A 23,183-nucleotide genomic window follows, 5' to 3' on the forward strand; every position below is an offset into this window, starting at 1 on the left:
ACTTGTAGAAAAAATACCCAAAAAGTCAAAAAGTCAAGAGTCCAAAGTCAAAATCTTAACTCGTAACTCTCAACTCTTTCAATTTTAGATTTTGAATACTTCGACAAGCTCAGTACAAGTTTTGAATTTTGGATTGAAGTAAAAATTAGAAATCTAAAATCCAAAATTCATTAACTTCTAAATTATGAAGCAGATTCCCTAGCTGTAGGCGAGCCTAACTTTGGAGTGGGTGAGACAGAAGCATCACGACGGCTTGTCCGCAGTTTGGGCTTGGGAGTACCACTTCTTTCTTCGTCACCAGTGTTGCTATCTGATTTCCAGCTAGAACGGGGGCGATCGCTTCCAGAATCGCGGCGTTTGGCGAGTCTGGGTTTGGGAGTGGCGGGTTCTTCTTGGGGAATTTCTACATCGGATTGCAACCAAGCAGGACGAGTTTGGTCGTAAGCGATTTGCAATGCTGCGGCGGCGATGGCTTGAGCATCATATTTTTCAATTAATTCGCTGACGATGGGTAAAAATGAAGCCAAACGTTCGCCAGCTAAAGCTTCCCGCACTTGTTCTTGCAATTTCAGGATGTGTCGTGCTTCAATTTGTGCCCGTGTGGGAATTGACAACACTTGCCAAGCTTGGCGGTTATGACGTTCAAATGTCTGCTGCTTGCGCCGTTCAAATGGCTGTACTAAAGAAATTGCGGTTCCTTCTTTACCAGCACGACCAGTACGACCAATGCGGTGAACGTAGGTTTCTACGCTATCAGGTAAGTCGTAGTTGATCACATGAGAAAGTTGATCGACATCTAATCCGCGTGCCGCAATATCAGTTGCTACCACCCAACGTACTTGACGATTGCGGAAACGGCTCAATAAACGTTCCCGTGCTTGCTGTGACAAGTCACCGTGGTATTCATCTACACTATGACCAGCAGCTTGCAGTTGGTTGGTGAGTTCGGCGGCGGTGCGTCTGGTGCGGACAAAGATTAAAGCTGTTTCTGGATCTTCCATTTCCAGAATCGGCTGTAAAGCTTTGGCTTTTGTCCAGTGGCGGGGGATTAAATAAGCTACTTGGTTGATTTTGTTGGGTGCGGCTTTTGGTTGCTCAACGGTGACTGTCGCTGGCGATCGCAAAAATTTGTTCACTAATTGGCGAATCGAGGGCGGCATTGTCGCCGAAAATAAAGCTGTTTGTCTGTCTGTAGGTGCTTGGGAAAGGATTTTTACTACATCATCAATAAAGCCCATGCTCAACATTTCATCGGCTTCATCCAAGACAAACCATTTTACTTGATCGAGCTTCAAACAGCCGCGATCGAGCAAATCTATTACTCGTCCTGGAGTGCCAACAACAATGTGAACGCCACGTTTGAGCTGTAGCATTTGCCGCTCAATTGATTGACCGCCGTAGATTGCTAACACCCGCAATCCGTCATTGCCGATAAACTGGGCAATGGCATCGTGAACTTGCATAGCTAATTCACGAGTTGGTGTTAAAATCAACGCCTGCACAGCTCTTTGATTAATATCCAGCCGTTCTAAAATTGGCAGTGAAAATGCTGCTGTTTTACCCGTCCCAGTTTGAGATTGACCTACCACATCGCGACCCGACAACAGTTGGGGAATTGCTTGGGTTTGAATACTAGTAGGTGTGGTAAAGCCAATTTTTTCTAACTGCTCGACGCGTTCTTGGGAAATACCTAATTCTTGAAACGAAAGATTCATCAATTCTCCTAAATTTTATCTAAGGATTTTTGGATTAGTCATTGCTCATTGGGCATGGGGCATGGAGCATTGGTTATTCACTAATGACTAATGACTAATGACTAATGACTAATTAGTTATTAACAACTTGACCGTATAGGTCGTATGTATCAGCCTCGTGAATCGCTACTGGTACGATGGTTCCTAACTTTGCCTGTCCTTGGACATACACTTGACCATCAACCTCTGGGGAAAATCTAGCTGAACGACCGATTAATTCACCACTTTCAGGGTTTTCTTGCTCAATCAGGACATCGACGATTTTGCCTACTTCCTGTTGATTTTTCTTTAAGGAAATCGGTTGCTGGAGTTCCATCAGTCGCTCTCGGCGTTCGTCCATCACTTCTTGAGATAACTGATTTGGCAGGTTGTAGGCGGGGGTTCCTTCTTCGGGTGAAAAGGTGAAGACGCCAACATGGTCAAATTCATGCCGCTGGACGAATTCCAGTAGATGCTCAAAATGCTTGCTTGTTTCTCCTGGGAAACCAACAATAAATGTTGTCCGCAATACGGCTGTTGGTAGTGCCGTTTTGATGCGATCTATAATCCCATCATTCACACGCCCTTGCCAGGGACGGTTCATGGCACGGAGAATCTCTTCATGAGAATGTTGCAAGGGCAAATCCAGATAAGGCAAGATGTTAGGTGTTTCTTTGATTGCCGCTATTACGTCTTGTGTCAATCCCGTGGGATAAGCGTAGTGCATTCTAATCCACGGTATATTTACCTTTCCCAAAGCGCGGAGTAATTCGGCTAGCTTTGGCTGACCATAAATATCTAAACCGTAATTAGTCGTGATTTGGGAAATTAAAATAATTTCCTGTACTCCCTGACTAACTAACTCCTTAGCTTCAGCGACTATCGATTCAATAGTACGCGATCGCTGCTTCCCTCTTAAATGAGGAATTATACAAAACGCACAACGATAATCACATCCTTCGGCAATCCTGAGGTAAGCTACCCCCTCTGTTGTAGTGCGATAGCGCGGTGTAGTTTCGTCGGCAATGTAGGTTGGTTCGATACTAACCTGTTTAACCCGTTCGCCTTGTTCTACACGCTCAATTACATTTACAATTTTGTGATAATCACCTGTACCTACCACAGCTACTGCTTCCGGCAACTCATCCAAAAGTTGTTCTTGGAAATGTTGCGCCATACAGCCAGTAATCACAATTTTTTTGTTCGCTTCTGCCAGTTCTACCAAAGTTCTGACAGATTCAAGTCTTGCCGCTTCAATAAAACTACACGTATTGACAATAACGTAATCTGCTAACTCTTCGTTTGTATCTACACCGTAGCCTGCTTCTGTGAGCATTCCTAACATGTGTTCTGTATCTATTCGATTTTTCTCGCAGCCCAGGTGAGAAATGGCAATTGTTGGCTTGTCACCCATATTTTGAAAAAATTTTCAGTTCTCTTCTTGTAATCAAATTCATTCCAGTACTGACGCAAGCTTTTTTTTATCAGCATCCTCATAAGAAGATGTACAGAGGTGAATTTCCACTGTCAGTAAATCCCCGTTTACCTATGACCCCATCGATAATAATAAAAATAAAGGTCATGTTATGATACTTCTATCAATTTGTTTCCCAGGGTAAATTTAAGTGTCTTTGGGTACATTTGACACTTGTAATGTTTTTTAACAATTGGCCTATTGGTATTTTACATTACCACAGCGTGTGCGTTGTTAACCTACCCCATCGGGAAGCCGCCCAAAGGGCTTGTTGTGAGAAGTCGCTACCCTCAGGGAAATCGCCTTCGCGACTACGCCCATAAAGCAGTAATGCTACCCTGGCAAACGGCAAGTCCCACGACTGCGCGCGGAAAAGACCCCTAAACCACGGAAAGCTGCCTTGCGTGTTGTGAGTGGCAAACTCCTCTTGTAGCCAGGTTTTATCTTAACATATCTTATGACAAGTTTGAGGCCAATTTCCATCTTCGGAAGGAGGCAGTAAACCGACCAATTTCAAAAAAGAGACCAGGACACAAGGAGACATAGGCATGGGGCAAACAGGGAGTGCCAAGTTGTGAGCGCCGAATTTTGTAAAATTGATTTATGCAAAATTATTCAAAATTCAAAAAGCTGATGAGTCAAGCTTTTCGGGTATTTTGAATTGTAGGTATATTTGGGTGTTGTAGTACTAGCCTCTAATCTCTAGTCTGTATAGCCCAATCCCTCGCAATAATTAAAGACGTGGACTTATATCAGCTGTTTAAAACTCGCTCACCGATTATTGGCGTGGTTCACCTGCTACCACTGCCGACCTCGCCCCGTTGGGGAGGTAGCCTCAAAGCGGTAATTGACCGCGCCGAACAAGAAGCCGTAGCCTTGGCAAGCGGAGGTGTTGACGGCATGATTGTGGAGAATTTTTTCGATGCGCCGTTTACCAAAAACCAAGTAGATCCAGTGGTTGTGAGTGCCATGACGATGGTGGTGCAGCGGATACAGAATTTGGTGACATTGCCAGTGGGCTTGAATGTGTTGCGAAACGATGCCAAAAGTGCAATGGCGATCGCTAGCTGTGTCCAGGCACAATTTATCCGCGTCAATGTCCTCACAGGAGTGATGGCAACCGATCAGGGATTAATTGAGGGAGAAGCCCATCAATTACTGCGGTATCGACGGGAGTTGGGCAGCGATGTTAAAATCCTGGCCGATGTCTTGGTGAAACACGCCCGTCCTTTAAGTTCTCCAAATCTCACAGTTGCCGTTAAAGACACCATTGAAAGAGGTTTAGCAGACGGAGTGATTTTGTCTGGGTGGGCTACTGGTAGCCCTCCTAACTTAGAAGATTTAGAACTAGCTTGTGGTGCAGCAGCTGGAACACCAGTGTTCATCGGTAGTGGGGCAAATTGGGAAAATATTGATACATTAATGCAGGCAGCAGATGGTGTCATAGTTTCCAGTTCCTTGAAACGTCACGGACGGATAGACCAAACAATTGACCCCATTCGCGTTAGTCAATTTGTAGAAGCCGCACGTCGTAGTTGGAACTCTAAAAGTGAAAGCAAGTCACCAGGACAAGTGAAATTACATTCTTAGGGAATAGGGAGAGAGTGAGGAGTTATGAGTTATGAGTTATGAGTTTTAAATTGATTGTTCCTAAATTCCTCATTCTTAACTCCTCACTTCTCATTCTTAACTGTTAACTCCTAACTCTTAACTCCCAAAGCAGTTTATGATTCGCCGCCGTTCTACTCCTTGGATTCATAAATGGTCACGTCCATTGATTGCCGCCATTGCTGGCTGTGGTGTGCTGACGACAGGTTATCTCACCATAGAAAAGTTGACAGGAGGCAGTGCAGCTTGTGTGGCACAGGCTGGTGCCAAAGGTTGTAATGATGTGCTTTCCAGTCCTTGGGCAACAGTTTTTGGTCAGCCATTGGCTTTGTTTGGATTTTTGGCATACACCAGTATGCTGATATTTGCTTTGGCTCCTTTGGTATTTTCCTCAGGAGACAATACTAATCGCAAGCAATTAGAAAATTGGACATGGTGGCTACTGTTGGTGGGTGCGATCGCTATGTCTGTGTTTAGCGGTTATTTAATGTACCTGCTAGCATTCCAAATCAAAGCCGTTTGTCCCTACTGTATCGGCTCAGCTTTGTTCTCCACTAGTCTTTTGGTACTGACAATTATTGGTCGTACTTGGGAAGATGTTGGACAAATCTTGTTTACCGCCTTGATTGTCGGTATGGTGACACTGATTGGTACTTTAGGCATTTATGCTGGTGTCAATCAATCCGATGTCACATCTGGAACTCCTGGAGAACCTGTAAAAATCTCCTTTGCTCCCAAGGAAGATCCTAACCCCGCAATCGGGGGATGGGAAATTACTACCACCTCTGGTGAACCAGAAATAGCCCTAGCCCGACATCTGGTGAAGATTGGTGCTAAGGAATACGTCGCCTATTGGTGTCCTCACTGCCACGAACAAAAACTAATTTTTGGCAAACAAGCTTATCAAGAAATCGACAATAACATTAAGGTAGAATGTGCCCCTCCAGGACTCAAAGCTCAACCAGAAGTTTGTCAAGCTGCAAAAATTACAGGTTTCCCGACTTGGATTATCAATGGCAAAAGCTATAGTGGAGTGCAAAACCTAGAGGAACTAGCCAAAGTATCTGGTTACACAGGCCCTCGGAACTTTAAATATTTCAAGTAATTGCCAACACAAGTCTGTTTTAGCATTGCTACTGTTAACTGTTCGCTGTTGATGGTTCACAGTCAAAAACAAAGGTGTCGGGTGTGCCCTGAACCTTTTCATAGTCAACGGCCATGTACTGTTGTTTATTTCTTAGCGATCGCCCCTTGGGCTGCACTTCGCCCACAACAGAAATAAGTTCAATATGATAGTGGATTAGTATAGTTAACTGGATAAAAACAGTAAAGCTGTTTCCAGTTGACTTTTTTGTTTTTGGCAACATTTAGTGATAAATAAGATAAATAATAAGTGTTGCCCAATACCTATAGCAGGGAATAAGGTTGGAGTAACAGGCAACAAGGTTAAAAGTCTTGTGCTGTAGGGGTTTAACCATCAGTTTATGTCCTAACCTACCTAGTAGTCTGGCAACTCAACAATGCTTGGTGAGGGCTGGGGAAAGGGAAAGGGGAAAAGGGTAAGGGATTTAAAACCTTTCCCCTTTCCCCTTTACCCTTTAAAGAGCTAAGTTGACTTGGCGAACTACTAGTAACTGTCGTACATTCCGAATTGGGTATTTGTCAGTAAAATAAGCTTAATATCTAGCTTTAAGACTACGTTGGTGTATTTCTCCAACTAAAAATACCTGTATCAATTTTCTTGTGGCTTTTACTTACAAACATCTGAAGTTGAAGGAACTTGATTAACTATACTGGCTCTCATGCAGTGTGTACTTTAATTGATTTTTGCAGCACATGGAAGCCGCCTTCGAGTGTAATTATGTCAGCGTTAAACGCGAAAGTGTGTTTGTTGAAGTTACTCTCAATATGCTTTTGTTATTAGTGAAAAAACGCCAGTTAAAAGAGCAAAATCGCCTTATTCTACCTTTGTGCAGATGCCAAGAAAAGCCGAGTTTCAGAACTTTGGGAGCGGCTTAATGAATCACCAGCTAGGGAAGCGTTTGATAAACTCGATCTTTGGACTGAAACAATCGCTGAGTCGAGAACACAAAGAATTGATGACTGCTGCTGGCGTTGCAGTCTGCGTCCTGTTTTTGCGCTCTATCGGATTATTGCAATCCTTAGAATTGGCAGGTTTGGATCAATTTTTTCGCTTACGTCCAAATGAATCACCAGAAGAACGTATCACCATCGTTGTGATTGATGAAGCTTATTTAGATCAAGTAGGTTCGTGGCCGATTCCAGATCGGAATATTGCCGAATTGTTGCAAAAATTAAACATCCATAAACCCCGTGCGGTTGGGTTGGATATCTACCGAAATTTGCCAGTGGAGCCTGGTAATCAGGAATTACGTAATGCTTATAAATCAATGCCAAACTTGATTGGTATTGAACTTCTGGCAAATGAAAAAAATAAAAACCTTACTGTTTTACCTCCAATAGGACTCAATAAGAATCAAGTGGGTTTTAACAATGTGCTGTACGACCCTGATGGCAAAGTACGTCGCAGCTTGTTGTATTGGCATGTCGAGGATAAAGTACACGAAAGTTTTGCTTTGAAGTTGGCTTTATTGTATTTAAAATCAAAAGGCATTACTCCTACCCAAGCAAAAATCAACCCTGAGTATTTGCAATTGGGTAAGGCAGTATTTACTCGTTTTGAAGTTAATGATGGTGCTTATGTCGGAGCTGATGCCAGAGGCTACCAAATTTTATCCAATTTTCCCAAACCCAAACCTCAAAATCCATCTGGAGAATTTTCTCATTTTCGCCAGGTATCCATGAGTGATGTACTCGCTGATAAAGTCCAAGAAAATTTAATCAAAGACCGGGTTATACTTATTGGCTCTACTGCACCCAGTCTTCAGGATTTTGTATTTATTCCTTATTCCAGCGGTTTGATGGGTACGGCAAAGCCTGTGGCTGGTATTCAATTACAAGCTTATTTTATTAGTGAATTAATTTCTGCGGCTCTTGAAGGCAGACCATTACTTAAAGTCTGGCCTGAATTATTAGAATATTTGTGGATTTTTGTTTGGTCTTATGTGGGAGCCATTACCACATGGCGGATACGAGATTCAACGAAAAGTTTTCTTAGTATCCTTGTTTGTTGCTTTGTATTGACCGTCAGTGCTTATATAGCTTTTTTATACGGTTGGTGGATACCCCTGATTCCTGGGCTGTTTACTTTTGGGATTTCAGCTATTTGGATGACGAGTCATATCGCCCATATGCAGGAAGAATGGAAACGTTCTAAGGAGTTTTTGCATCATGTAATTAACACGATTCCCGATCCAATTTTTGTAAAAAATGAACAACATCAGTGGATTGTTCTCAATGACGCATATTGTCGATTTATTGGTTATCCGAATAAGTTGTTAATTGAAAAGTCAGACTATGATTTCTTCCCTAAGCATGAAGCCGATGTGTTTCGACAACAAGATGAGTTAGTTTTTCGGACTCAGCAACCCCACGAACATGAAGAAGAATTTACAAACGCAGATGGTCAAACTCATCAAATTGCCACTAAGCGATCGCTTCACAAAGACTCAGCTGGCAATTTCTTTTTAGTTGGGGTAATTCGAGATATTACTCAGCGCAAGTTGATGGAGGAAGAACTCAAGCGTACTGCTGCTGAGTTATTTCGCTCAAACAATGAATTAAAGCTCAAAGAAGACCATTTACGTTATTTGGCATATCACGATCCCCTGACAGGTTTATCCAATCGCAAATTTTTTGCCGAACAACTTTACGAGTCATTGCACTGGGCACAACACCATAACTTGTTGTTGGGACTGTTGTTTATCGATTTAGATGGCTTCAAACAAGTCAATGATACTTTAGGGCATGAGATGGGCGATCGCCTGCTAATGACTATCGCTGGGCGACTGAGCAATTCTTTACGGGCTAGTGATACAGTTTCTCGTTTAGGTGGCGATGAATTTACTGTAATCTTACGAGCAATTCCTAATGTTCAGGTAGCTGCTAAAGTCGCCGAAAAAATTTTAACCAGCATCACCAAACCAATTGTTTTGGATGGCTATGCAATCCGAGTCTCTGCCAGTATTGGCATTAGTGTTTATCCATACAACAGCCAAGACAGTGAAACTTTGATGAAACAAGCAGATGCAGCAATGTACCGTGCTAAGCGCTTGGGTAAAAATCGCTACGAATTTGCTTAATAAATTCACGAATTTACTTTCTATCCTTGGATATTGAGTAAATATTTTTACTCTAAAATTAGGCTTTTGTACTTTAGATGCATAAAAAGCACTGTTTTGTAAAGGCACTTTATAGAACTGTCAACATAGCTTTTTAATTAAAACTCAAATGTAGCAAGACTTTTGGAAGTCAAACCAAAACAGATAAAAGAGCTAAGAAAGAAACTAGACTTTATCAGTAAATTAAAAAATATAATTTTGATAGTGAGTGTTTTTACCCAAAAAATAATCACTGTACTTAGGTAGATAATTACGAAAATAAAATTAAATAAGCTCTACAACCCTTGTTATATGAGAATTATGTAATTTTGTGTTAGATATCTTTACTTTAATTAAATTTTTACTATTCAAAATTTAAAGTATTATTTTATAGCTTTTTAAATTGAAATATTTTTTAAACATAGTGTTTATACTTAAAATTATTAAGATATTATTAATAAATAGTGAACCGTTCAAACTGCCTATGGAAATTGATTGCCAAATCTAACCTTAGACTGATGCAAAAACAGCGCATTTAAGAATATTCCTTAAGTGTTAAGACTATTTAACACCAGCAAACAAATGTTGGACTGCAAACGAACAGAGCATTAATTGTCTATCAGCAGCAGAAATTAATAATTTTGGAATATTCTCAAGGGAAGTTACGTATATTTACCTACAAAATTAAAAAAATACTTTTTTAAGGGAAAAACTAGTAAATTTACTGAAGATTATGAAAATTCACTTGGGAATCACAAAATGTATGATATTTTGTATAGGCGCTTACATCCTAATCCCAAAAATTGTGGGTTACGTAGGTGTATTCAGTACTGCAAGTGCTACCAGTCTGAACTCTAATGGCAGCAACACCTTGATTGCCCGGAAAGTCAATTATCCAGATTTAAAAAACACATATATACCCCCAAATTATGGTGGGCCTGACAGCCAGCATGGTAGTGGTACTCGTTAAATTGGGCATGGGGCATTGGGTATGGGGAAAGGGGGAAAGGGGAAAGATTAAATTTATTCCTTTTCCCTTTTCCCTTTAACCCCTTCGGGGTTCGCCAGTCGCTCATGGGGGAAACCCCCAAGACCGCGCTGGCTCACCTTTTCCCCTGCCTTCTGTGCCCCTCATCTCCCCATGCCCCATGCCCTATGCCGCATACCCATCATCCAATATTGGAGATTTCCACCAGTGGTTTGTTTGTACAAGTGTGTGGACTTGCCAATGTGAATTTGGTTGAGGATAATCTAGGCGATAATGTCCGCCGCGGCTTTCAGTTCTAAAAGCGGCACTTTTGAGAATTAAATGGGCTACATCCAATAAATTGCGGGTTTCTGCCCAAAGTCGTAATTGGGCTTCCACATTTGGTAGATCGAGACTAGCTGGTTCTGCTGGATGTAAAGCTAACAGAAATTGAGTTAAAGGCAAAGCAGCTAAATCTTGTTGCCAAGATTCTACGGCGGCGATCGCACTTTCTAATCCTGACTGTTCGCGGCAGATACCAGCATGTTGCCACACTAAGCGCGGTAATTTCTCCCTGAGGGTTTCTAGTTGTGTTTGCTGAGTTTGCCACTCGCTGGCATTAGCAGTAAATTTTCTGAATGGGAGTACCGGTGTTTCTGAGGGTTGCCCAATATCTGCCAATTCAATATTAGCCATCTGGGCACCGAAGACAATACATTCTAGTAGGGAATTACTGGCAAGGCGATTTGCCCCATGTACTCCAGTACTGGCTGTTTCACCCACCGCGTATACACCAGGAATATTTGTGTGATTCATTAAATCCGTAACAATGCCACCCATCCAGTAATGGGCAGCAGGGGCTACAGGAATTGGTTCGTTGAAGACATCGATACCCCAATGCTGACAAACTTTAACGATGTTGGGAAAGCGATGACGAATCTTGTCGGCGGGAATGGGGCGCATATCCAACCACACATGGGCAGTGGCAGGGTCGAGGGCGGTACGTTGTAAATGGCTAAAAATCGCTCTACTGACAACATCTCTGGGAGCGAGTTCTCCGGCTGGGTCGTAGTCAAAGGCAAAACGCCGCCCTTCGTTATCGATGAGGTGTGCCCCTTCGCCGCGTACAGCTTCGCTAATTAAAAAGCGATCGGCACCGGGTTTGGTGAGGGCTGTGGGATGGAACTGAACAAATTCTAAATCGCGGAGGATAGCGCCAGCACGAGCGGCGATCGCTACGCCATCACCCGTACTCACAGCTGGGTTGGTGGTTTGGGCAAATACCTGACCGCCGCCACCAGTTGCCAACACCACAGCACCAGCTCTCACCCATGTGATGTTACCTTGATAAAACAGGCTAATTCCCTGACAGCGCTGGCTTTGGGGTTCAATCCATAAACTCAAAGCCAAAGCTTGCTGGATGATTTGAATATTTTGCCGACGGAGAACTTGGGCTGTGAGAGTGGTGGTCACTTCTCTTCCTGTGGTGTCGGCGGCGTGGAGAACCCGGTGGCGAGAATGGGCGGCTTCCAAAGTTAAAGCCAAAGCTTTACCGTGACGGTCAAAAGCAACCCCCAAGTCAACCAAAGACTGAATACAGCTAGGGGCGTGTCGGGCGAGGAATTCCACAGCAAAGCGATCGCATAAACCCGCACCTGCCCGAATTGTATCTTCAATATGCAGCGTGGGAGAATCTTCTGGAGCTACTGCTGCGGCAATACCACCTTGTGCCCAATCACTGGCGGACAAAGCCACAGTTTCTTTAGTAATCAAGCCCACTCGCAAAGACTCTGGTAGACATAGCGCTGTGTAGAGTCCAGCAGCACCAGCACCGACTACTAAAACATCAAATTGGCTAGGAATATCTATCTGAGGCAAGGTAAGAGGGAGGGGGAGATAGGGGAGTGGGGGGAGATAAGGGAGAGGGGGGAGTGAGGGAGACAAGGGAGAAACATTGCTACCTTGTCCCCCTTGTCTTCCTTGTCCCCCTCCTGCCCCTCATCCTTAACAGAATATCCCACTCCCTAGAATCAGGAGTGGGCTACTATTTGCTACGTTAACTCGAATGTGCAGTTATCTGTAGATGCCATTGTTAAACCGATCGTCTCCCTCGATAAAGGCAGATTCTGGTTCTGTAACGGCGAAGTTGTCGAAGTTGGCTTGCAGGGTTTGTTTTTGGCGATCGCTCAATCCTTCAATGTTTAATACATCCTCTACACTCTTGTAGGGAGCATTTTTGATGATGAGTCGCGCAAGGGTGGGATAAAGCCCTGGATACTGTTGAAATGCTCGGACGTTGGTATTATTTAAATCAATTTTTTTACCGAAATCCGTTGCTAACTTTCTGTCTGCGCTATTCTGCCGTTCAATTGCCAAAACTGGCACTTGGGGAAAAGCAAAACTGTTGAAACTAGCAGCTTGGGCTATTTGAGTTGTTCCCAACCATCCCCAGCAACCAAGTAACAAACTAAACACTGTTAATAAACGCACCAATCCTTTCACGATTTTTTTACCTCTTTCCATCAAACAGAAATAAAATTTTTAAGCTAGCATCTGTCAGCGGTCATGAGTCATTGGTCATTTGTTGCAGAACAAAGGACAAAGGACAAAGGCCAAAACCTGATAGCTTAATCAACACAGCAGTCATCAGAAACTAATATACAGCGTATTAATATCCACAATATTTACTGTTACTGGCTTTGACTGTACTTTTGGTAAAATTTTTGCCAGCCCTCAGGTGCTTGCTTCAGCCGCAAAAGCGTTGTATTTACAGAATACGGTATCATTCCCGCTTCCATAAAATCTTTTTGGCTGGCTGATTCTACATGCCAAATAGATAGAGATTTTGGCATGTCTAACGCCGAAAACTCCAGTCAAGGCGGCTTTAGGCTGTCGGGCAATTATTGTAATATTTCTTAACTAAATTCACAAAATTTCCAAATTTCCCAACTTCATCTCCCCAGAGCTAGAATTACCCTTGAGAACGCAGATTAGTGTGAATTTTGTCATATATTTAGGCTGCGATCGCTGCGAACAAAAATAAGCTATCTACTAAAATTGTGCTTAAAACTGCGCCGCCAAAGGCATACCAGTGTCTCTGAACTTTACCTAAGGATAAAATTCCCACTAGTAATAATACTAAAGCGAGAATTATTGCCCAAGCTTCTCCCCAAGGTGTTTCTACTTGGATTAAAGCATTTTGTAAAATTTTTGACGTGCTATTTACATCTGCAATCATGATTTGTCGCCAATAGGGCATCAAATCCACAATATAAAAATATACGTCAGTTAATACTGTACCGAACAAGGAACCCAAATAAAACCAATTACCCACCTTGCCCCAATTTTTTGCCAAACACCAACAAGCAAATGGCAAGCCGATAGATTCCACCGGCAGATGCCATAATGGTTCCCAACGTAACCAACCCCAGTAAATCGCTCCTGCTAACCAACTCCAGCTAAAGCCAAACAGCAAATCTCCCCAGACATAGGTTGCAGGACGTGACATTAATTTCAAACTGAGCCACACCCAAAATCCCGTCAGCGCTAAACTCAAACTAGGTAGCGATCGCACTATTGGCGCTTCTATAAATACTGGCACTGATACCAAAAATACCGCCGCCGCAAATACCAACCATGTTTGTCGAGCAGAAATAGATAAAGGCAAAGACGGAGAAGATGATAGTGTAGATTCCAATTTTTTGACATCCCTGTGCTTGATGTTAGACAGATCCAACTCGGCATCCAGGGAAGGAATAGAAGCGGTGTAGGAAGATAACGTATTATTAACCAACGTTTTTAATATTTGTTACTAAACTTTACCTTATTTAAGATATCACACTTTAAAATCCCCCCCCAGGGCATTTAGATTATACTCAAATTTCGGCAACGGCTGGCGTCATTGAAGGGGACAAGGGAGACAAGGGAGAAAAATGGCTACCTTGTCTACCTTGTCTCCCCCTTCTCCCTTGTCTGCTATTGGGTAAATATTAAAGTTTGATGAATTCCTAAAATTGCGTTGACTTATTGAGATTGGTGTAAGAACATGGTCAGCGTCTTAGATAGTGTTATCCATCACTAAAATTGAATTTTCTAGAAGATTAGGTGCAGCTAAAAGTATATAAAGTAACACTGTTACTTAAAGAATGTTCGTTCTCTTTTTTAGAAGTAGGAGAAAGGTATTATGGAATTTCTTGAAGCTTTTATTTTAGGTATTGTTCAAGGTATTACAGAGTTTTTACCAATCAGTAGCACTGCACATTTGCTAATTGTAACTAAGGTATTTGGTTGGAAAGAACTAGGTTCTAAAGATTTTGTCGATGCCATTCAATTTGGCAGTGTGATTGCAATTTTGGGTTACTTTTGGTCGTTGATTTCTAGTATTGTTAAAGGTGGAATTGAAGCTGTAAAACAGAAAGACTGGGAACGGGAGGAATGGAAAATTCTGGTAGGTATTGGAGTCGGAACACTGCCTGCTTTAATTGTCGGCTTTCTTTTGAAAGATATTATCCCTGAGAGTGCCTTAATTATTGCCATCATGTCAATTATCATGGCACTTTTACTCGGTTTGGCAGAAAAAATTGGTACTCGCAAGCGAGGTTTTGAGTCATTGCAGATTCGGGATGGTATTTTAGTGGGATTAGGACAAACCCTTGCTTTAATTCCTGGTGTTTCTCGTTCTGGCTCCACGTTGACAACTGCGTTATTTTTAGGATTAGAACGCGCGACAGCGGCAAAATTTTCTTTTTTATTAGGGTTTCCCACTTTGACAATTGCAACCTTATATAAGAGTCTGAAAATTTTCAAATTATTTCAAGCCCAACAGTTACCAGATAACATTGTTGCATTGTTAATTGTAGGAATTATTTCAACCTTTATATTTTCCTATCTATCAATCGCATTCTTAATCAAATACTTAGCAACTAAAAATACAATGATTTTCGTTTGGTATAGATTAGCATTCGGCAGTGCTATCTTACTAGCGATCGCAGCAGGTTGGCAAGGATAAATTACATAATAGTCATTAGTCATTGGTCATTGGTCATTAGTCCAATGCCCAATGCCCCATGCCCAATGCCCCATGCCCATACCCATGTCTACTATTCAACCAGCCCGCATTACCACAGTACTACCTGATTCTATAGCCGCAGAGATTGGTTTTGAAGTGGGGGATGCCATCGTTGCAATTAACGGTACGCGTCCCCGTGATTTAATTGATTATCAATTTTTATGTGCTGATGAAGTTTTAGAACTAGAAGTTTTAGACGTTACTGGTAAAACACATCACATTGAAATCGAAAAAGACTACGACGAAGACTTGGGGCTGGAATTTGAAACAGCCCTATTTGATGGCTTAATTCAGTGCAATAACCGCTGTCCGTTTTGCTTTATCGACCAACAGCCACCAGGTAAACGTTCTAGTTTGTATTTAAAAGACGACGATTATCGTCTGAGCTTTTTGTACGGTTCTTATCTTACCCTCACCAATCTACCAGAAAAAGAATGGCGACGCATCGAACAAATGCGTTTGTCTCCGTTGTATGTTTCCGTTCATGCCACGGAAGCTGAAGTCAGAACTAAATTACTCAAAAATCCCCGTGCGGGACAAATCTTGCAACAACTCAAGTGGTTTCAACAAAGGCGACTACAAATTCACGCCCAAGTGGTTGTTTGTCCCGGCATTAATGATGGCCAACATCTCGAACGAACTCTTAAAGATTTAGCTTCCTTTCATACTGGAGAAGTGCCTACGGTGGCGTCAGTGGCGGTTGTACCAGTTGGGTTGACACGGTTTCGTCCCCAAGAAGATGAACTTATACCTGTAACTAGGGAAAAAGCGAAAGAAGTGATTTCCCAAGTCAAAATGCTTTCCCAACAATTTCGCCAAAAATTCGCCTCCAGCGTTGCTTGGTTAGCTGATGAATGGTTTTTGATTGCAGGTGAAGAATTACCAAGCGAATCAGAATATGAAGAATATCCTCAAATTGATAACGGTGTTGGTTCAATTCAGTTATTTATCAAAGAATTTGCCACCGTTGCCGCAGAATTACTACCTGCAAAAGTCTATCCCCAGAGAAAGTTTACTTGGGTAGTGGGTAACACCGTTGAAAAAGCATTCCAACCAATTTTGAAGCGTTTAAATTCGGTTGAAGGTTTAGAAGTAAATATGCGTGCTTTATCTAGTGATTACTGGGGACAAGATATTAGTGTCACAGGATTGTTAACAGGTCATGACCTGCTGTTAAATTTAGCAGGACAAGATTTAGGCGATGGAATTTTGCTGCCAAAGGTGATGTTAAAGCACGGGGAGTTGGTATTTCTAGATGATATGAGCGTTGCAGAATTAGCAAGTAAATTGAAGATAAATATCTTACCTGTGGCTAGAGTTGAAGATTTAATTAATGCCTGCGTTGCTGATAGCGAAATTCAGAAGTAAAGCAGGTTTTACAGCTAATTACCAAACCATAATTGTGTACTTTACTTGCTTTGAAAAGTGCCCTTAGTTATTTTTGTTAACTCTTTAGCCTATATAATTTAACAAGATTGTGCAACTTCTATGAGTTAGCCTTTGGAAAAAATAATTTTTTGCCTAGCCTTTTGATGTCTTGTGGTGTAGACTGTAAATCAATAGGTAAATAAAGCAATCGCGTGCAGATAATTACGCTAGTCAGCTAAACAATGCTAACTAGTTGATGGTTTTGAATTTTGGATTTTTGACTTATTTCATTCACCAGGGTCAATTATCAGCCAAAAAAATCTAAAATTCTGAATCACAAGCAAAACGAGCTTAATTCATTACCCTTTTTAAGCCACTTGCCTCAATAGAATTGAGAGCAAGCAGTCCACAAACTGTACGTGTTTGTGTGGTCAATTTTTAAATAGATAGCTTCTTTGGTTAGTCATATTTAGGCTATCCCTCTAAATACGAAGTTTCATCCATTGAGTGACCTCATTAAGTTTACCTAGTCCAAGCTTTTGGACTAAAAACTCATTTTTTTGCATCCAAAAATTTGGGTGTGAAATAGCAAGTTTACAAATGTGGGTTTGCAAACTTGCTGCACACTTTTACGTTGGATTAAATGCGATGACTGATTTTAACTTCATCTTAACTATCTGTATTGTAGCGGTAGCCTATCTATCTAGCATTTATCTCTGGATAGAGTTTTCTCAAAACTCAAATGATTAATTGGATAGATAAAACAACCGTAAAAATTCAGAAGTAAGCAGTTAGAATCCAGCTTGGAATTGAAAAATCAAGGATGCTATGAATTCTCAATTTTTTTCTTGATTATGAAGCTTGAATTTGAAAGTTGTCTCAATTCAGTATTTTGGATTCTGACTGCTTCTCAATAATTTGGAATCGATAATAACGCTCTAAGTGTTCGTGTTTGACGCTGCGTTTACGTCATGGACTGCGTTCCATAACGTAATTTTACCCTGGAATTTCAGTTATGGGCTTGAAATAATGACACTACACATTTTTATGTTTTCATTGATGAATCAAGAGACTTTTACTTACTTAATTAAAAATTACGAATTAGTAATTATTTGGTTAAAAGTTGAGCTAGATATGCTAAGTAATCTTGTATTCTCAGTTGTTGTTCATAGGACTGTGAGTGTAAATTGATAATACTAACGTCATTGGTCATTTGTTCTTATAACCACAAATGACCAATGACCAATGACCAATGACTAACACCAATTAGAGAAATGTTGAGTTTTTTATCAGAAATCACTACAAACCGAGAACTACAAATTGGATTTATGGGCTTGGTAGTTGGATTTTGTATATTTATCTTTGGTAGTCTCATGATTTCGTCGTTAAATTTACTAGTGAAGCAATTGACTTTGCTGCCAATTAATGATTTATATCAAAAATTAATTAAGCCAAATCAAGACTTATTAATTGTGGTAGTTATCATTGCAAATTTGGAGTTGTTTGTATCTTTATTACCACAGAATAGTTGGACAAATCCACTAGAAATTTTTGTGAGTTTGGCTTTGGCGATCGCTGTTAGTTGGTTAGGGTCACAAATCTTTCAAAAATTCTTTGATTTTTATTTATTGAATGCGGCTTTTAAAAGTGGACAAAAAATCAGTGGTGAGCTACTGATTCTCTTTAAATGGGTCGCTAATTTGATGATTATTTGTTTAGCAATTATTATTTATGCTCAAACACATCAAATTAATCTTTTAGGGCTATTAGCTAGTTTAGGAATCGGTGGTTTAGCAGTAGCCTTTGCTGCTCAAAAAACCTTAGAACAAATTTTAGGTGGCATTGTTCTATATTTAGATCGCCCCTTTGTGATTGATGATTATATTGGTCTTCCTGATGGTACTTTTGGGCGAGTTGAATCAATAGGATTAAGGTCTACTAGAATTAGAACATCTGGTAAGGGAACTCTCATGATAGTTCCGAATAGTTCTCTCACTCAAGTGAATATTGAAAACTTCACTGGTGCAAAGAAAGTCATGTCTATTTTATATTTGACCTTTGAAAAAAACCTGAGTAGTGAAGAACGAGCTTTAATTCGTCAGGTTATTCTAGATAGCACAAATGGGATCTTTGGCATTGATTCACGGAATACAGAAGTCACTTTTAAAGCTATTAATCATTTATCAGATCCAGAAACAACCCAAGCACAAGTTACTTTCTTTATCTTAGGTTCTGGAGATGTATCAATGGAATTACGCCGTCAATTACTAAATATGGCAACTCAAAGCATTACTGAGTGTTTACAAGAATATGGTATTGCCTTTGATATCCAAGAACCAACCATTTATGTTGACTCGCCCATTACCATTTAAAACTGATGAAAAATATTTCACAAATAATTCTGGAATTTTTGCAACGTGATAGCACAATATCCGCATTGTCAAGTTTTGGAGTATTTCTAATTTTTGTTCTCCTGTCTTTACTAATAGGACGATATACTCCGACGTTCTTGCGAATTATCATTAGACGTTTTGCACCACAGCAAGTTGCTAGTATTTATAATAATTTAATCGATCCAATTAGAAATTTATTTAGAATCGCAGGCAGTTTAATTCTCATTTCCTTTTCTTTAGCCTGGATTATCGAATATAAATCGATCCATAGATTTCTTTCGACAATTATGGATTTAGCTGTAATTGTTAGCTTAGCATGGCTGTCTTCTCGCTTATTCCGACAGTTTATTCGAGCCTATGGAATTGAGCTAGTGCGTAAGTTTGGTAGAGAAGTTGATGAGTTACTTTTAGTCTTTGAAACCCTCGCCAATGTGATTATTGGATTTATTGCTGTTTTAGCCTTTGCTCAAAGTCAAGAATTTAATTTAATTGGGTTATTAACTGGGTTAGGAATTGGGGGATTAGCTGTAGCTTTTGCTGCTCAAAAAACTTTAGAACAGTTGTTAGGAACAATAGTTTTATATTTAGATCGTCCCTTTGTTCCTGGAGAATATATTCGATTACAAAAATCTCAACAAATCCCTGAAGGTTTATTTGGAAGAGTCGAGTCAATTGGCATTCGTTCCACTAAAATTCGCACGGCGGCTAAAAGTACTTTATCTATTATTCCCAATTCCATATTGGCGAACTTAGAAATTGAAAATATTACCCGTGGAAAGAAGGTTATGGTTTTACTTTACCTTGATTTTTTAGAGCTACTGCAAGAACGAGAACAAGCTTTAGTGGAACAGGTAATTATTGAAAGTACTAATTCTTTATTTGGTATCGATCCAGGCAGCACTAACATTAGTTTTTTAAATCATAATGAAGAACAAAAAATCACTCGTACAAGAATAACATTCTTTATTTTGGGTTCCAGTGAAAATTCCCTACAATTACGCAAGCGTCTCTTAGAATTGGCAAATGAAAAAATCTCTAAACAGCTGTTTAAGAATGGAATTAAATTCACAATGCAAGAACCAACAATTTATGTAGAATCCCCTGTAACTATTTGAATATTCTTCTTGGCGCTGTTGATGATTTTTGATAGACTAGATTAACTAAGCTTATTCGTTAGGTAGCTTTACGAATACTCTGTTACTTACTAATGAATTATGATTAATAAGTGAATTAATCAATAATTACGTAAGGAGTGACTGGTGAAGCATCCGCAAAAGCGAAAATATCCTAATTTAGAAATTAAAGAAGCTAAAAATTTATTAATTTTAGGTTTAGAAATTTTACTTTTAAATTTATTTAATATTTTACCAGTAAAAGCGGCAACAGAAGAACCTGTATTGAGCGTAGTGCATAGCCAAGAAAATGCAAATCAATGGACAGGGATAACAGACCGCCTACAAACAATAGGTGTGAAATATTGTGTAATTTCTCTAGATAGTGTAAGGAGTATGGGCGATTGGGGCGATCGCCGGATATTATTTTTGCCAAACATCGAAACATTAACCCCCACCCAAGCCATCGCCTTGGAAGAATGGATGAGCAAAGGAGGGCGTTTAATTGCCAGTGGCCCTGCGGGTAGTTTGTCAGCACCAGGAGTCCGCCAATTATTGCGATCGCTCTTAGGGGGTTATTGGGGTTTCAGCCTCAGTGACCTGGAAGAAATCAAACCTGCAAAAACCAAACTTCCCGGATGGGCAAATGAAACGGCACTCTTTGGCAAAGTCCGCGGTGGTGTTGTCATTCCCAACGATATGGGCGTGCAATCTCCTGCCATTTGGGATTCTCAGGATAATCCCGCCGCAGTAGTCACCACAGAACGTTCTACATTTTTGGGCTGGCGCTGGGGAACCGATACAGCCTCAGCAGCAGAATTAGATAGTGCTTGGTTAAAAACCACCGTCAATTACTATTTGACAGCACCAGCCCCATCAAATCGCATGAAAAAAATCGCAGGAGCTTCCGAAAATTGTTCTACCACTGTGGCGACGGTAGAGAGACGGGAGGACACGGGGACGCGGGGACGCGGGGACACGGCGACACAAAGAGAAGTTGTAGCACCGACTTCCGACGATGTGAACTTCAAAGGACAGATGCAACTTCCCCGCGTCCCCGCGTCTCCCCCTCCCCGCGTCTCCCCATCTCCCCCTCCCCGCGTCTCCCCATCTGCCACCGCTCCCCAACCAAGGCCGGTTGGTGTAGTCAAACCGCCAACTTCCAAGGAAGCCATCGATCAATTGGAAGAAGCAGTACGTTTAGATGTTGTACCCAACTCCAATGAGCCAATTAATCAAAACCAAGCGATCGCTCTCCAGCAAGAGTTAGAAAATCTCATTGGTCGGGTAGAAAGCGCCAATTTAGCGGTGTTGGCTAATGCTGCTGGCCTTGGAGAAACTGCGGAAAATTTAGGAAAGATAGATGTGGAGTCTCTCAAACAAGAAACTTTAATTACCTCAACCACACCAGGGGCATTAGCCACCAGCCAACAACAAGCTTTAGAACAGGCGAAGGTAATTGCTAAAAACTTCCCCCAACTGATTGCCCAAAAAAATTACGCCTTGGCTCGTCAGCAGTGGCTAATTGCTAAGAGAATTTTGTGGCAGCAGTTTCCTGTGGATCGCAGAATAGCTCAGCCAGAAATCCGGGCAGTTTGGTTAGACCGAGCCACCATTGTCCGTGCCGGTAGCAAGGCGAAACTGGCGGAGATTTTTGACCGACTAGCAGCAACCGGGATTAATACCATCTTTTTTGAAACTGTTAACGCCGGCTACACAATTTATCCCAGCCAAGTTGCCAAAGAACAAAACCCATTAATTCGTGGTTGGGATGCCTTGGCAGATGCAGTCAAACTAGCCCACGAACGGGATATGGAATTGCACGCTTGGGTTTGGACTTTTGCCGCTGGTAACCAACGTCACAATGAAATTATCAACGTTAATCCCAATTACCCAGGGCCAATACTGGCTGCTCACCCAGATTGGGCAAACTACGATAACCAAGGCAACATGATTCCAGCTGGGCAAACCAAGCCATTTTTAGACCCAGCGAACCCCCAAGTGCGACAGTATTTACTCAAGCTGTATGAGGAAATCGTCACTCGTTATGATGTGGACGGTTTACAGCTAGATTACATTCGTTACCCATTCCAAGATCCACTGGCAGGTCGAACATATGGTTATGGCAAAGCTGCAAGAATGCAGTTTCAGCAACTCATTGGTGTAGACCCCATGAATATTTCCCCCAGTCAACCAGAACTGTGGCAAAAATGGACGACATTTCGCACCGAACAAGTTGACAGTTTTGTTGCCCAACTATCAAAGCAGTTGCGACAAAAGCGAGGAAATTTAATTTTGTCAGTTGCAGTTTTTCCTTTGCCACAAACAGAACGCATTGAGAAAATTCAACAAAACTGGGAAGTTTGGGCTAGGCGAGGGGATGTAGATTTAATCATTCCCATGACTTATGCCCTTGATACATCCCGGTTTCAACGACTGGCTCAACCCTGGATTGCCTCTAAACAATTGGGAGCTACCTTGTTAGTACCAGGAATTCGCTTACTTTCTTTGCCAACAATTGGAACATTTGACCAACTCCAATTGGTAAGAGATTTGCCAGTTAGTGGTTATGCTTTGTTTGCCGCAGAGAATTTTAATGACGAACTCCAAAAACTTTTTATTAGTACTCAAGGTAAAGTTGAATCTGCAACAACTGAACCTATTCCTCACCGCCAGCCTTTTCAAACTGCTGCTATTCGTTACACTGCGCTGCAACGCGAATGGAAGTTTGTTTTGCAAAATGAACAATTGTCAATGCCTGCTCAAACAATTTCAGATTTTAATAACCAGGCAGAAGTTTTACGTACTGCTTTAAATCAGCTTGCCACTGCGCCTTCTGCTAGTAAATTACTAGTGGCCAGAGCTTCTCTAACTCGCTTCCAGTCTCAATTTCGAGTCTTAATGAAGCAAGAAATCAAATCGAATTCCTATCAAGTCAAAGTCTGGGAAAATCGGCTGACAACCATAGAAAGGCTATTGCGTTATGGGGAAAGGCGGATAGAGTTGCGTTAGTTGGACATGGGAATGAGGGGGATGTAGCTTTAGCTTTCCGTAGGGTGGGAGATGAAACACACGCTTTGATACAGGGAATAAACAATGCCCCATATCCCCATTTGTATTTCTTAAAACTATTTTTCCAGTGTTTATACTTCAAAGATTACTAATTGTTTGGGGTCAAAATATTAGAAAATGCTTAAGTGAACAGCTTTAGATAACTAT

Annotated in this window: 15 protein-coding genes; 9 read left to right on the top strand and 6 right to left on the bottom strand. The window is 41.2% G+C overall.

Features of this window, described 5'->3' with window-relative positions:
* Positions 1-182: 182 nt before the first annotated feature.
* Complete coding sequence (locus VF06_RS25480) at positions 183-1,715, bottom strand: DEAD/DEAH box helicase (protein ID WP_099068564.1); 1,533 nt, start codon at positions 1,713-1,715, stop codon at positions 183-185.
* 112 nt (positions 1,716-1,827) lie between these two features.
* The gene (rimO, locus tag VF06_RS25485) at positions 1,828-3,147 is read right to left on the bottom strand and encodes a 30S ribosomal protein S12 methylthiotransferase RimO (RefSeq protein ID WP_099068565.1); all 1,320 of its coding nucleotides are present in this window, start codon (positions 3,145-3,147) and stop codon (positions 1,828-1,830) included.
* 801 nt (positions 3,148-3,948) lie between these two features.
* Between rimO and btpA the strand changes: the two genes are divergently transcribed.
* The 4 genes from btpA (at position 3,949) to VF06_RS25515 (ending at position 10,026) form a co-directional block, all read left to right on the top strand.
* Entirely contained in the window at positions 3,949-4,797 is an 849-nt protein-coding gene (btpA, locus tag VF06_RS25490) for a photosystem I biogenesis protein BtpA (protein WP_099068566.1), read from the top strand.
* A gap of 136 nt (positions 4,798-4,933) precedes the next feature.
* Positions 4,934-5,920 carry a vitamin K epoxide reductase family protein gene (locus tag VF06_RS25495; protein ID WP_099068567.1) on the top strand — a complete coding sequence of 329 codons (987 nt, stop codon included), beginning with the start codon at positions 4,934-4,936 and terminating at the stop codon, positions 5,918-5,920.
* A gap of 913 nt (positions 5,921-6,833) precedes the next feature.
* On the top strand, positions 6,834-9,038 hold the full coding sequence (locus tag VF06_RS25510) for a CHASE2 domain-containing protein (protein WP_099068570.1): 2,205 nt from the start codon (positions 6,834-6,836) through the stop codon (positions 9,036-9,038).
* 781 nt (positions 9,039-9,819) lie between these two features.
* Positions 9,820-10,026, top strand: coding sequence for a hypothetical protein (locus VF06_RS25515; RefSeq protein WP_143863056.1), 207 nt, complete (start codon positions 9,820-9,822; stop codon positions 10,024-10,026).
* Positions 10,027-10,209: 183 nt separating this feature from the next.
* On the opposite strand, the gene nadB is transcribed toward VF06_RS25515, so the two are convergent.
* From nadB to VF06_RS25530, 4 genes are all read right to left on the bottom strand, one after another.
* Positions 10,210-11,901 (bottom strand): L-aspartate oxidase, encoded by a 1,692-nt coding sequence (gene nadB, locus VF06_RS25520; RefSeq protein WP_099068589.1) that lies wholly within the window; start codon positions 11,899-11,901, stop codon positions 10,210-10,212.
* Positions 11,902-12,096: 195 nt separating this feature from the next.
* Positions 12,097-12,525, bottom strand: coding sequence for a photosystem II complex extrinsic protein PsbU (gene psbU, locus VF06_RS25525; protein ID WP_099068590.1), 429 nt, complete (start codon positions 12,523-12,525; stop codon positions 12,097-12,099).
* A 188-nt stretch (positions 12,526-12,713) separates the two neighbouring features.
* Entirely contained in the window at positions 12,714-12,875 is a 162-nt protein-coding gene (locus VF06_RS41255; protein WP_180267358.1) for a hypothetical protein, read from the bottom strand.
* 161 nt (positions 12,876-13,036) lie between these two features.
* Entirely contained in the window at positions 13,037-13,816 is a 780-nt protein-coding gene (locus VF06_RS25530) for a DUF3120 domain-containing protein (RefSeq protein WP_099068572.1), read from the bottom strand.
* Positions 13,817-14,206: 390 nt separating this feature from the next.
* On the opposite strand from VF06_RS25530, the gene VF06_RS25535 reads away from it, so the two are divergent.
* The 5 genes from VF06_RS25535 to VF06_RS25560 all read left to right on the top strand — a co-directional run bounded on the left by VF06_RS25535 (position 14,207) and on the right by VF06_RS25560 (position 22,976).
* Positions 14,207-15,031: an undecaprenyl-diphosphate phosphatase gene (locus VF06_RS25535; RefSeq protein WP_099068573.1), complete on the top strand. Its 825-nt coding sequence runs from the start codon at positions 14,207-14,209 to the stop codon at positions 15,029-15,031.
* Between the two features lie 84 nt (positions 15,032-15,115).
* The gene (locus tag VF06_RS25540) at positions 15,116-16,459 is read left to right on the top strand and encodes a TIGR03279 family radical SAM protein (RefSeq protein ID WP_099068574.1); all 1,344 of its coding nucleotides are present in this window, start codon (positions 15,116-15,118) and stop codon (positions 16,457-16,459) included.
* Positions 16,460-17,733: 1,274 nt separating this feature from the next.
* The gene (locus tag VF06_RS25550) at positions 17,734-18,831 is read left to right on the top strand and encodes a mechanosensitive ion channel family protein (RefSeq protein ID WP_099068576.1); all 1,098 of its coding nucleotides are present in this window, start codon (positions 17,734-17,736) and stop codon (positions 18,829-18,831) included.
* 5 nt (positions 18,832-18,836) lie between these two features.
* Positions 18,837-19,967 carry a mechanosensitive ion channel family protein gene (locus VF06_RS25555; protein WP_099068577.1) on the top strand — a complete coding sequence of 377 codons (1,131 nt, stop codon included), beginning with the start codon at positions 18,837-18,839 and terminating at the stop codon, positions 19,965-19,967.
* A 144-nt stretch (positions 19,968-20,111) separates the two neighbouring features.
* The gene (locus VF06_RS25560; RefSeq protein WP_099068578.1) at positions 20,112-22,976 is read left to right on the top strand and encodes a glycoside hydrolase family 10-like protein; all 2,865 of its coding nucleotides are present in this window, start codon (positions 20,112-20,114) and stop codon (positions 22,974-22,976) included.
* Positions 22,977-23,183 lie beyond the last annotated feature (207 nt).

Origin of the sequence: Nostoc linckia z4, from assembly GCF_002608075.1 — a bacterium.
GTDB classification, from domain to species: domain Bacteria; phylum Cyanobacteriota; class Cyanobacteriia; order Cyanobacteriales; family Nostocaceae; genus Nostoc; species Nostoc linckia.